Source organism: Aeromicrobium sp. Root472D3 (assembly GCF_001426485.1).
In the GTDB taxonomy this organism is placed as follows: domain Bacteria; phylum Actinomycetota; class Actinomycetes; order Propionibacteriales; family Nocardioidaceae; genus Aeromicrobium.
The window spans coordinates 636,735-648,812 of the sequence record NZ_LMET01000001.1 but is presented as its reverse complement, the minus strand read 5'-3'; the positions used below and the strand labels follow the sequence as shown (position 1 = coordinate 648,812).

At 61.4% G+C, this 12,078-nt stretch carries 10 protein-coding genes; all 10 read left to right on the top strand.

The window, feature by feature from the left end; translation table 11 throughout:
- Positions 1-35: 35 nt before the first annotated feature.
- The 10 genes from ASD10_RS18240 (at position 36) to ASD10_RS03180 (ending at position 12,072) form a co-directional block, all read left to right on the top strand.
- Positions 36-1,115, top strand: coding sequence for a glycosyltransferase family 1 protein (locus tag ASD10_RS18240; RefSeq protein WP_082555993.1), 1,080 nt, complete (start codon positions 36-38; stop codon positions 1,113-1,115).
- A gap of 81 nt (positions 1,116-1,196) precedes the next feature.
- The gene (locus ASD10_RS18235; protein WP_082555992.1) at positions 1,197-3,062 is read left to right on the top strand and encodes a glycosyltransferase family 2 protein; all 1,866 of its coding nucleotides are present in this window, start codon (positions 1,197-1,199) and stop codon (positions 3,060-3,062) included.
- Positions 3,059-4,093, top strand: a complete 1,035-nt coding sequence (locus tag ASD10_RS03215; protein WP_056604547.1) for a glycosyltransferase family 2 protein — start codon at positions 3,059-3,061, stop codon at positions 4,091-4,093. Before ASD10_RS18235 ends, ASD10_RS03215 begins: the two co-directional genes overlap by 4 nt.
- Before the next feature lie 55 nt (positions 4,094-4,148).
- Positions 4,149-4,886: a glycosyltransferase domain-containing protein gene (locus ASD10_RS03210; RefSeq protein ID WP_162248819.1), complete on the top strand. Its 738-nt coding sequence runs from the start codon at positions 4,149-4,151 to the stop codon at positions 4,884-4,886.
- A complete protein-coding gene (locus tag ASD10_RS03205; RefSeq protein ID WP_056604542.1) occupies positions 4,886-6,214 on the top strand; it encodes a hypothetical protein in 1,329 nt (442 codons plus the stop codon). Before ASD10_RS03210 ends, ASD10_RS03205 begins: the two co-directional genes overlap by 1 nt.
- Positions 6,211-6,741, top strand: a complete 531-nt coding sequence (locus tag ASD10_RS03200; RefSeq protein WP_056604536.1) for a DapH/DapD/GlmU-related protein — start codon at positions 6,211-6,213, stop codon at positions 6,739-6,741. Before ASD10_RS03205 ends, ASD10_RS03200 begins: the two co-directional genes overlap by 4 nt.
- Positions 6,742-6,787: 46 nt before the next feature.
- Positions 6,788-8,062 carry an oligosaccharide flippase family protein gene (locus ASD10_RS18230; protein WP_082555989.1) on the top strand — a complete coding sequence of 425 codons (1,275 nt, stop codon included), beginning with the start codon at positions 6,788-6,790 and terminating at the stop codon, positions 8,060-8,062.
- A 145-nt stretch (positions 8,063-8,207) separates the two neighbouring features.
- Positions 8,208-9,599 carry a polysaccharide biosynthesis tyrosine autokinase gene (locus ASD10_RS03190; RefSeq protein WP_056604531.1) on the top strand — a complete coding sequence of 464 codons (1,392 nt, stop codon included), beginning with the start codon at positions 8,208-8,210 and terminating at the stop codon, positions 9,597-9,599.
- 210 nt (positions 9,600-9,809) lie between these two features.
- Entirely contained in the window at positions 9,810-10,193 is a 384-nt protein-coding gene (locus tag ASD10_RS03185) for a hypothetical protein (RefSeq protein WP_056604530.1), read from the top strand.
- Between the two features lie 97 nt (positions 10,194-10,290).
- The gene (locus ASD10_RS03180) at positions 10,291-12,072 is read left to right on the top strand and encodes a DUF4012 domain-containing protein (RefSeq protein ID WP_056604527.1); all 1,782 of its coding nucleotides are present in this window, start codon (positions 10,291-10,293) and stop codon (positions 12,070-12,072) included.
- The last annotated feature ends 6 nt before the right edge of the window (positions 12,073-12,078 follow it).

Sequence of the window (12,078 nt, the reverse complement as noted above, 5' to 3'; positions counted from 1 at the left end):
CGGGTCGAAGCCACCCACCCTCGGAAACTGATCGCATGAGAGTTCTGTTCGATGCCTACTGGTGGTGCAGCGGGTCAGCGGCCGTCCGCCGAGTGATGCGCGAAGTCGTCATCGCCTGGGCCGCAGAGTTCCCCGACGACCACATATGCCTCGTAGTTCGTCGCAGGCACCTCGAAGATGTCCGCAAAGAAGTCGCACCTGAGACACTGTTAGTGCCCTCGCGGATGAGGCCTCAAGCAGCCTTGGCGGTGCTAGGGACGTCGTACGCAGCACGGACCTTCAAACCGGATCTCGTGATCTCTCACAACTTCGCCTCGCTGAGCAAGAACTCCGCAGTATTTCTGCACGATGTTCTATTCAAGACCAACCCGGAGTGGTTCACGATTAAGGAACGTATCTACTTCTCAACCATGATTCCGCTGGCACGACGTTCAGACGTTGTCATCGCGTCCTCTAGAAACGAAGCCTCAAGGATACGGCGCTTTGTTCGAGAAACGCCTGTCGTGGCGGCGGGAATCAGCGTTGCTGGCGGCCTGCTCGAAGCCCCCACGACTGACGGATTCAGCACGCTGACCAGCAGACGCTTCATGCTTGCGGTCGGCAGACTTACGCCACGCAAGAACTTGGCAAGGACGATTGCGGCCGCTCTCGAAGCTGATCTCGCCACGCCCCAGTTCCCTTTGGTCGTTGTTGGCGCTGCAGAGGGCTCTTCGGCTGCCCTTCCCCCGGGTTCAGACGAAGCCGTGAATGACCGCCGTTTGATATTCACCGGCTTTGTCACCGATATCGAACTGAAGTGGTTGTACCAGAACGCACGCCTTTCGGTTTACGTGTCGATGGACGAGGGCTACGGAATGCCGCCCCTCGAATCCTTGGCGCTGGGCACACCCGTCGTGGTTAGCGACATCGATGTAATGCGCGAGAATTTGGGGATACACGCAACCTATGCCGATCCAACCGATGTTGCCTCGATAGCACAGGCGATGACGTATGAGGCGTCGACCGAATTGACCCAAGAGCGCATTCAGTCCCTTCGCGCGCACGGATCTTCGTTGACGTGGGCACAGGTGGTGTCCTCCATTCGGCACGCAGCCGAGGAGTTCGTTAATGACTGACCGCGTCCAATCGCGAGGACAAGCCCGTCAGAGGGATTCTTTTTTGCATCTTTCCCAAGTGCCACCAGAGAGGGTTCGTCGATGCCGCAGAATTTAGAGCCGCCTCGTCTCAGCGTCATCGTCGTCTCTTTCAATAGTCGTCACCTCCTCGGTCGGCTGTTCGCGTCACTCCTACCCGTGCCCGGAGTTGAGATCATCGTCGTCGACAACGGCAGCACGGATGAGTCCGTCCCGTACATCAAAGAATTTTTTCCCGAGATCTTGCTTGTGCCGATGGACGCCAACCTAGGCTTCGCCAAGGCCGTCAACATAGGGGCGCAAGCGTCGCGCGCCCCCGTCATGCTTCTCATCAATCCAGATGCTCACATCTCTGCTCGGTCAATTGAGGTGTGCCTACAAGCGTTCAACGATCCAGTTCCGAGTGGAGTCATTGCGCCGCTGGTGGAGCACCCCGAAGGGCGCCTGCAAACGCTTGAGGCCGGGCGCGAACCCACGCTCTGGAGAGTCGCGACTCATTGGAGTGGGTTGTCGCGCTTCGCTCGCGCCCTACCAGTGCTCGAAGGACACTTCCTGAGATCGGACCAGGTGCCAAACTCGCGTCAGGTCGACTGGGTCTCTGGATCGTGCATGTTTGTCTCGCGGGAGGCTTGGGAAGCCGTGGGCGGGTTAAGCGAGAGATGGTTCATGTATGCGGAGGACACCGACCTATGTCTCCGAGTTCGCGACGCCGGCTTCACAATACGAGTTCTGACATCGGCGAAGGCCGAACATGGGATCGGTCAGAGCGATTCAACGGGCAGCGGCGCAGGAGGTCCGGTCAGCCACGCCTGGGTCACCAACACGTTCGACTTGTTCAAGCTGCGTCGGCGACCAAGCAGAATTACGGCATGGACTTGGCGCGCAGTCGTTGCCGCCGGTCTGTGGAGCCGTGCCATCGGCTACGGCCGGCGTGCGCTGAAGTCAGCGAACTGTCCAGAGCCGTCGCCAATCGACTGGACGCAAGAATCGCTGAAGTTCAGAAGCCATGCTCATGCGATCCTGAGGCAGCCTTTGCGCGAGTCCAGCCAAAACGGCTCGCAGCCCTCGCTTCATGAGCGCATCCGCTATGCGGGCCTGGTCTGCCAGAGTATGCACCTCCGAACGGTGGGCCGCTGGAGCCGACGCTCCTTACTTGGCGACTCGGGTGCCACTATTTCTCTGACTTCCTACGGCACACGTCTCGACGTGGTCGCCATCGCCATCGAAAGCGTCGGTCGTGGAAGCCGCCTCCCCTCCCGCATCGTGCTGTGGCTAGATGAGGACCGCCCCTTACCGGACTCCGTTCGGCGGCTGGAGCGTCGCGGTCTAGAGATCCGACAGTGCCAGGATCTCGGACCACACAAGAAGTACTTTCCCTACGTGAGCGAGGACCTCGACACTTTCCCAGAATCTCCGCTGGTAATCATGGACGACGATTCGATGCTTTCAAGGACCTGGCTCGAAGACCTTGTTGAGCTGCACCGAACGCATCCAGAGGACATCTTGTGCCATCGCGGGTGGACCATAGGGATCGCACACGACCACATTGAGCCGTACATCGACTGGCAGGAGTGCACGTCGTCCGAGGCAAGTCTTCGAACCTTCGCTACGGGTGTCGGCGGCGTGCTCTATCCGCCATCCTTCCTACATCACGTTCGGGAGAAAGGACGCCAGTTTCTGACCAAGGCCCCGAGGGCCGACGACGTCTGGTTGAACTCGATCGCCATTGAGAACCGTTATAGGACGCGCCAGGTACGTCCCCAAGCTTCGTCGGTGCGCGCGATTCCGGGTACCGGGGGTGAGTCTTTGGCTCTCCACAACGTCGATCTGGGCCTGAACGATCGACAGATCGAACTCTGCTACACATCTACTCACCGGGCGGTCCTGACCGAGGAAGATCCCCTCAACCGGAGGACGGCTACGACGTGACTCTTCACGCTGCCATCGTCATACCGAACCTCAATGGAGGCGATGCGCTCCTCGACGCGATCGATTCGCTTGTCTCGCAGGACCCCGTTCCGCAGGTTGTAGTTGTCGACAACGCCTCGACGGACGGGTCCATTTCGAAGGTCAGGTTCGCCTTCCCGTCAGTACATATCATCGAGAACTCCACAAATCGGGGTTACGCTGGCGGCGTAAACCCGGGGGTCCAGTGGGCCTTGGGCAGAGGGTTCACGTATGTCGGAGTCTTCAACGATGATGCCGTCGCTCAGCGAGGATGGCTGCAGGAGCTCGCTACGACACTTGCGCAACGTCCTGACGTCGGCGTGGCGACCAGCAAGGTCCTAAGTGCCGACGGCACCCGGCTAGACAGCGCTGGCGACTGCTTTACGACTTGGGGCTTAGCGTTCCCGCGGGGTCGCGGAGAAGTCGACGACGGTCGATATGACTCGCCGACCGACGTCTTCGGTGCGAGTGGGGCTGCCTGCCTATTCAGAGCCGACACTCTAAGAGCGGTCGGACTGTTCGACGAGGACTTCTTTGCGTACTTCGAGGACATTGACCTGAGCTTCCGGATCCGCCACGCGGGGTGGCAGATCACCTACTGCCCGAAGGCTCGTGTTCACCACGTGATGGGCATGACCAGCTCAAGATCACACGGTTTCACGACACATCAGACGATGAAGAACCTCCCGCTTGTCCTCTACCGGAACGTTCCCACCAGACTGCTGTGCAAGATCGCGCCTCGGTTCGTCCTTTCTCAGCTTCTGCTGACCTGTTGGGCCTTTAGACGCCATCAGGGTCGTGCAGCCCTGACAGGTCATGGGCGCGCAGTTCGCCTTCTCGTCGAGAAGCGCAAAGACCGCGAGAATATCCTCTCAACCAGCGTCCTCAGCCTGGGGCAGATCGAAGCCCTGATGGTCCCAGACTTCCCGCCCCATCGCCCTGATCTTGACCTTTTGCGCGCCGTTTGGCGGAAGGCTTCATCCATGACGAATCGAAACACTCGTGACAGATAGCGCTGTGGTGTACTCGGCCCTCTTCGGCTCCTACGAAAAGCTGAATGAGCAGCCAGTGGCTGACAAGTCGGATCTACGATTCGTCTGCTTCACCGACAACCCCAGGCTAGAGAGCGACACGTGGGAGTTACGCGTAGTAAAACCTCGATTCCCCTGGGACCCGACCCGCTCAGCCCGAGAGCTCAAGATTCTGGGCCATCCGGAAATTCTCGAGTACCGAACGTCGCTCTGGATCGACAATCGTGTTCAACTCGCAATGCCGCCCGAGCTCTTTCTACCGACGTTCATCCGTGATGCCGAGATTTCTCTACCTCTGCACAGCTTCCGCGAGACTGTGCGGGAGGAGTTCTATGCAGTCCTGCAGCACGGCTTCGACCGTGCCGAACGCGTCCGAGAACAACTGCACCATATGACCACGCACCAGCCTGAGGTGCTGACGCAGCAGCCCTACTGGACTGCCATTCTGGCCCGTCAACACGGTCCTTCTATGCAGGACGCAATGACGGATTGGATGTTTCATGTGCTTCGGCACTCGCGTCGGGATCAGCTGTCCGTCAACGCGATCCTGAACCGATCGTCGCTGACGGTGAACGCTCTCGCGCTCGACAACTTCACGTCCGAATATCACACCTGGCTCGGCGTGAAGAAGGACGAGAAAATCCTGAAGGATCGCTCGTTCATCTACCCGTTGTCCGACGACATCCGAGATCGCTGGCTTACCAGTCGAGCCCACGGCAAAACGGTGGGCGCGAGACGGCGGCTGCGCGCAGCGACCAGCCGAGGAAAAGCCTGATGATCGCACTGATGAGTCTTTTCATCGGCTTCGCGGTCGCTGCCTGGACCCGCGACAAGCCGTGGCGGGCCGTGCAGGTCTCAATCCTGTTGTGGTTGCTAGTTCCCGCTGCGGTGGTGGCTGTCAGCGCGGGGGCCACTCTGGACAGCAACACGTTTCTGCACCCTTCAACAGCGATCCTGTTTCTCACGTTCCTCGTGCAGGTGACAACTCGCGGCGATCAGGTGCTGCAGGCCTCGAGCAGGTACCGCGTGCCTTTGGCGATAGTCTGGTTCGGCGTTCTCTGGTCTTTCGTGACCTGCATCGCCTACGGCACCGGCTACTCCCTTGTACTCAATCAACTAGCTGCGCCAGTTGTCGCGTTCAGCTTGATAGGTCTCTGCAGTCATCTGTCACCGTCATCGACCATGGCCGTTGTCAAAACGGTCGTATGGGGCTCGGCCGCGGTCGCAGGCTTCGCGATCCTCGGGACGCTTCAAGACTTCACGTCACCGTTCACGGAGCAAATGAGAGCCACCTATCTTTGGTTCGATTCCAGTGTCGCCGTCACTCGGCAATCAAGCACCTTGGACGGTCCGCTTGTCCTGGCGTTCGCCGGGACCGTCGCCTTGCCGTTGATCGGATCTCAGCGTCGCGTGGTGCCAAAAGTAGCGTTGGCCTCTCTGGCGATCTTCGCTAATTTGGCGAGCCAGTCCCGCACTGGCGTCGCTCTGTGTGCCATCGGCGTGCTTCTCCTAATCTTCCAACGGCGGTCTGCGTTCCGGACCCGGATCGCCGCTTCGATCTTGATAGCAATCGCCTACGCAGCGACAACACGGTACGGACTCGCGAGCGGTGTGACGTCCCGCTTCCAGTACGACAATGGCTCTGCTGGGGCGCGGAGCGTCGCGTGGTCAAATTTCTTCGACAACCTGTCCAGCTACTCGCCTTACGGCATGGGCCCGGGTGCCGATGCGCGGCTTGCACAGTCTCTCGGAATGCCTACGAGTTTCGAGAGCGCCCTCGCCTGTCTGACAATCAGTTTCGGGATTCTCTTCGGCATCGCGTACTTCGGCGGACAGATCCTCATTTTTATAAGCGCTTTCCGATCGAAGGCTTTCGTCCCTATCTCCGGTGCGGCAACGTCCGCAGCCTTCGCGCTCATCAGCGTGCAGACGTTCAGTTCGACGGCCAACCAGTCGGCCGTTTCTCTGCTTCAGTGGATCGTCCTAGGTCTGATGGCATTCGGAGCAGGCACCACGACCTCACCTTCGCCGACTACAAGTGCGACGACGCATGACATCAACCCTGCCAACGCCATACCCTCGACGAATCGACTGGTTCCATGAGAAATCTCTTCCTCCTACTCGCGACCATGCTTCGACTCTTCAGGCAAAGGACGGCTTCGGAGACTGAACGCATCGCCTACTACCCGGATGTCGAACATGGCCGCGACGTCCGCTTGACCGGCGATGTGAATTTCGGGTCGGAACCGTTCCTCGTTAGTCTCGGCTCGCGTGTGACGATCGCCGACGGCGTCAGATTTATAACCCACGATGGCGCCGTGCGCGTCCTTCGAGACGAACTTCCGGACCTTCATCTCTACGGGCCGATCAAGGTGGGGGACGACGTCTTCATCGGTGTGTCCGCCATCATTATGCCAAACGTAAGCATTGGGAACAGATCGATTATCGGTGCCGGTAGCGTAGTCACCCGAAGCGTACCGGCGGGCGAGGTGTGGGCAGGAGTGCCGGCACGACGGATCCGCACCATCGATGAGTATCGTGCCTCGGCCATAAGAGAAAGCTTCAGGTGGGAGCCGGGCGATTACGGACCTCGGTGGCGCGAGGAACTCGTCAAGAGATTCGGTCAGTGATGCGTGGTCGATTCTTGCGAATCCGACCGGCGATCCTAGCCAACTGATGGGTACGATTTCTCGCCGGGTCGTTACTACGTTAATTGGAAATGCGCTCGGCCCTCTTGCAAGTCTTCTCACAGCCCCGATGTTGGCCCGCGGGCTGGGTGTCGATGGGAGAGGCGAAGTAGCAGCCGCTGTCGCACCCCTCGTCTTGGGCGCAACAATAGCCACAGTCGGCCTACCAAACGCTGCGACCTACTTTGTCGCTCGGGCGCCATCGGTCTCCCGTTACGTATCAAGATTTGCCGCACTCATGCTGGTCATATCTGGAGTAATCGCAACGACAACAATCTTCTCGCTACGGGGATGGCTTAGCGACGGGGACGTCGAGCTGGCTCGGATGATAGCCGTCGCCGCGTTGCTCGTCGTACCGACAATGCAAGTTGTCCTGCTTCAAGCTGTCGCCGCAGGCTTAAACCAGTGGAAGAGGGTCCTTGCGGAGCGAGCAATCTCATCTTTCCTCCGTGTTCTCACTATTTCACTCCTGCTGCTCAACGATCGGTTGACACCCCTCTCGGCCATCGCCGTTCTAGCCACAGCGCCGTTGATCGGCGGTCTTGCATACATTCATCCACGACGCCGAACAGACCCGGTCAACACACCCGCTAACGGTGACCTTCTGAAATACGGCATGCGCATATGGGTTGGCGCGATATCCGGCATTCTCTTATCGCGGATAGATCAAACCTTGATCGTGCCGCTCAGCGACACCGAGCAACTCGGTTACTACGCCGTCGCGGTGTCGATCAGCGAGCTCGCCCTAGTCGCCAACACATCGATTAGAGAAGTAATGTTCACCAACTTGTCGACGCAGTTCGACCGACATCGGTTGACCGTGGCCTCCAGAGTCTCTACGTGGGCCGCGTTGGGGGTCGGGATGTGCACGGCTGCCGCCTGCATCGGCCTGCTGCCACTCGTCTTCGGATCTGACTTCGCTCCCGCAATCCCGGTCTCTTTGATCCTTATCATCGCGGTCGTGGTAGGAAACCCGGGCTCCATGGCCGGGGTCGGTCTGACGGCATTGGGCTACCCGGGCCGTCGAAGTGTCAGTCTCATCATCGCCTGCGTCGCGAACGTAGCCTGTCTCCTCGTGCTTGTGCCAAGCCTCGGGGCGAATGGCGCCGCCATCGCAACCCTGGTCGGGAACCTGGTCTCGAGCAACATCAATATCGGATTCATGTGGAGACTGACGGCGGTACGGCCTCTTGCCTTTTACGAACTGCGTCTTCGCGACCTGGCACTCGTCAAGACCCAACTGTTCGAGCGACGCGGCGGCTAGCGGTGACAGGCGTTGCCCAAGGGCCACGGCCCGGTGAGTTTCTGCAGCATCTCGGCGAGGGGTGGGCAATGACGGTCCTAGAGAGTTTCGTGACAGATAGAATCCAGCGGACGAGCAGCATCAACGCAATTCGGACGGAGCCACTGTGGACTTACGCGACTACCTGAGGTTGGGCCGTTCGCAGTGGAACGTAATTCTCGTCTGTGGACTTCTGCTGGTCGCCATCTCGGCTCTGCTTACGTGGAGAACCACCCCGCAGTATGCTTCATCGGCGAGGCTATTCGTCTCCACGCAGGGCTCGACCGACGACACTCAGGCAAATCAGGGCGGACAGTTCTCTCTGCAGCGAGTCAAGTCCTATGCAGACCTTCTGAACGGGCAAGCGATCGCGCGGCGCGTCGTCGACGAGCTGGACCTCGACCAGTCGCCGAAAGCACTGGCCAGCCAGATCTCGGCCTCCTCCAAGCTCGACACAGTGATCCTCACGGTCACTGTCACCGATCCCGATCCAAAGCGGGCCCGCGTACTCGCTGACGCGGTCGCCAACGTGTTTGTCTCCTACGTCGCTGAGTTAGAGACCCCCCCTGGCAAGGACCAAGCCACCATCAAGGCAACGGTGGTCGATCAGGCCTCCTTGCCAACCACGCCCGTCTCGCCCAACGCGATGCGAAATCTTGCATTGGGACTTGTCTTGGGTTTGGCTATTGGCGTTGCGATAGCCGTGCTGCGCGAAACGCTCGACAGCACGATCAAGTCGGCCGGGCACCTTGAGAAGCTCGTGCCGGCGCCAATTATCGGTGCCATCAGCTATGACTCCGACGCCATTGACACCCCATTGATCACGAATCTCGACACGTACGCGCCGCGATCCGAGGCGTTCCGCGTGCTGCGGACCAATCTGCAGTTCATCGATCCCGACGCGCACCACAAGGTGTTTGTCGTCACCAGCTCGCTGCCCGGCGAGGGCAAAACGACGACAGCCGCCAACCTCGCTCTCGCGCTTGCGGAGGGTGGCGAGAAGGTCATCCTGGTCGAGGGCGACCTGCGTCGTCCGAAGGTCGCCGAGTACCTGCGGCTCGAGTCGTCCGTCGGCCTGACCACGGTGCTGATCGGCAAGCTCTCGCTGGAGGACGCGATCCAGACGACGGCCAACGAGGATCTTCACGTCCTCACCAGTGGCTCGACGCCCCCGAACCCCGCCGAGCTGCTCAAGTCGAGCTCGATGGCCGCGCTCATCACCTCGCTACGCGAGACCTACGACATCGTCCTGATCGACGCACCGCCGCTGCTACCCGTCACCGACGGCGCACTGCTGGCCGCCCAGGCTGACGGGGCCCTGCTGGTCGTCCGGCACGGCAAGACCACGACCGACCAGGTCACGCTCGCCGTCGAGCGCCTCGAAGCCGTCGGCGCTGCGCCCGTCGGCGTGATCTTCAACCGCACTCCGGCAAAGGGCGGGGACGGTTACGGGTATGGATACGGGTACGGCTACGCCCCCGAAGCGTCCGCATCGCAGGACGCATCTGCGAAAGCCTGACGTGATTTGAGTCACATCTGCGGAGGGCGGAAACGAGTTCACACCGCCGAAGTTACGAACAAATCGCCGAAGATGAGGGGCACTTCATGTTTCGTGTTCATGAAATGTGCTGAGAGCGGCACTAGTAGGGCCGAAAGTCCCCTACGCTTAGCGGAGAATTCCACCTGTAGCACCACCCACCTGGCACCTTTGCCAAAGACAAGGACAACCATGAAGAAGATTCTGATTGCGCTCGTCGCATCGATCGCTCTGGTTCTCGGCACGGGAGCCTTCGTGAGCGGCGCTTCGGCAGCCGACTACCCGGGCACCGTTCCGACGGCCCCCTCCACCCCGCCGGTCAAGACGATCGAGCCCGGCTCGAACTTCAAGATCACGATCAAGATCAAGGCCGGCAACGCCAAGGCCAACGGCACGCTGCGCGTCGTCTTCAACGGCAAGAAGTACACCGTCAAGGTGCGCAACGGCGTCGCGAAGTTCAAGGGCAAGGCGCCCAAGTCGACCGGCACGAAGGCGATCAAGTACACCTTCAAGCCCTCGAAGAACTCGGTCTTCAAGGCGAGCAAGGGCAAGACGAAGGTCAAGATCAAGAAGTAGTCATCGAGCGCTCCAGCGTTCATCTCAGAAGTGGGGCTGCCCATCGGCAGCCCCACTTCTGCGTGTGTAGGGCACCAAGCAGCAGGGGGACACCATCGTGAGCAGCTCACGCACCGCGCCGACGGCGAAGAAGAAGCCGCGCCGGCTCACGATCGTCCTGGCCGTGCTCGGCCTGCTGGTCGTCATCGGCGTCGCACTCGCCGTCTACGCCTACACACAGCTGTCGTCGGCGCGTGACGACATCGACGTCGCCACCACCAGCGCGTCCGAGCTGCAGACCGCGCTCGAGTCGGGCGACCAGCCCGCCGCGCAGACGTCGCTCGAACAGCTGCAGCGGAGCATCGGCGACGCCGACTCCACCCTCTCGGGCGCGATCTTCTCCGTCGCCGCGAAGCTGCCGGTCGCCGGCAAGAACGTCAAGGCCGCACGCACCGTCACCTCGTCGCTGAGCACCGTGGCCGACGACGGACTGCCGCCCCTGGTCGAGATCGCCGACCAGTTCAACGGCAAGACGTTCAACCCCGCCGGCGGCAAGATCGACGTCGCGGCCATCGCCGCGATCGGCCCCAACGTCACGACGTCGGCCCGCGTCATCGAGGCCGCCTCGGCCGACGTCGACGCGATCGACGCCTCGTCGCTCAACGGCTCGCTGCGGGGCCCGGTCGAGGACGTGCAGAGCAAGCTGGCCCACGCGGCCACCGTGGCGCAGCGCGCCACCACCGCCTCGACCGTCGTGCCGCAGATGCTGACGGGCAAGCACCGCTACCTGCTGATCTTCCAGAACAATGCCGAGATCCGGGCAACCGGCGGGTTGCCCGGCGCCTACGCCGTGCTCGACGTCAACGACGGCAAGATCTCGCTCGGCGAACAGGGCTCGGGAGCGTCGATGGGCGACCTGCCGTACGAAGCGACGCCCATCTCGCAGGAGGAGACCGACCTCTTCGACACGAAGCTGGTCAGCGACTTCCGCGACATCAACTTCACCCCCGACTTCCCACGCGCCGCCGAGATCGGCACGGCCATCCTCGCTCGCGAGAAGAACATCGACGTCGACGGCGTGCTGTCGGTCGACCCCGTGACCCTGTCGTACGTGCTCGACGGCATCGGCCCCATCACGCTCGACGACGGCTCGACGCTCACGTCGTCCAACGCCGTCGACGTGCTGCTCAACGGCGTCTACGTGAACTACCCCGAGCCCGACGCGCAGGACGCGTTCTTCGCCTCGGCCACGCAGAAGATCTTCGACAAGGTGCTGGCGGGCCAAGGCGATCCGACCGCCCTGCTCAAGGCGCTCACCAAGGCGACCGACGAGCGTCGCGTGCAGGTGTGGACGAAGGACAGCGCGATCACCGACGCGCTCGGCGATTCCGCCGTCGCCGGCAAGCTGCCGACGGGCACGGCCGCCGACTCCTCCATCGGCATCTACCTGAACGACGCCACCGGCGCGAAGATGCAGTACTACCTCGACTACGACATCTCCGCCAAGGCCACCCGGTGCACCGAGAGCGGCACGCAGTCCTTCGAGACCACCACGACGCTGACGTCGTCCGCTCCCGCCGACTCGGCCCAGCTGCCCGAGTCGATCCGCGGGCCGGGCTTCGGCGCCGAGCCGGGCTCGATGCTGCTCAACTACTACGTCTACGCGCCCGACGGCGGCAAGGTCACGGCCCTGACGATCGACGGCGAGGACGCCGCCTACCCCCTGACACAGGACGGACGCGGCGTCGACCTCACCACGGTGCAGCTCGACCCGGGCCAGACCGTCACGGTGAAGGCGACGATCAGCGGGAAGGACGGTCAGCGCTGGGCGACGCGCCTGCTGGCCACCCCGTCGATCAAGCCGGGCTCCGAGAGCTCGGTCATCCGCAGCGCCTGCTAGACGTCG

What these genes read in the sequence shown, in the direction of transcription:
- ASD10_RS18240 (WP_082555993.1), top strand. Translation starts at nt 36, where the DNA reads ATGAGAGTTCTGTTCGATGCCTACTGGTGGTGCAGCGGGTCAGCGGCC.
- ASD10_RS18235 (WP_082555992.1), top strand. Translation starts at nt 1,197, where the DNA reads ATGCCGCAGAATTTAGAGCCGCCTCGTCTCAGCGTCATCGTCGTCTCT.
- ASD10_RS03205 (WP_056604542.1), top strand. Translation starts at nt 4,886, where the DNA reads ATGATCGCACTGATGAGTCTTTTCATCGGCTTCGCGGTCGCTGCCTGG.
- ASD10_RS03200 (WP_056604536.1), top strand. Translation starts at nt 6,211, where the DNA reads ATGAGAAATCTCTTCCTCCTACTCGCGACCATGCTTCGACTCTTCAGG.
- ASD10_RS18230 (WP_082555989.1), top strand. Translation starts at nt 6,788, where the DNA reads ATGGGTACGATTTCTCGCCGGGTCGTTACTACGTTAATTGGAAATGCG.
- ASD10_RS03185 (WP_056604530.1), top strand. Translation starts at nt 9,810, where the DNA reads ATGAAGAAGATTCTGATTGCGCTCGTCGCATCGATCGCTCTGGTTCTC.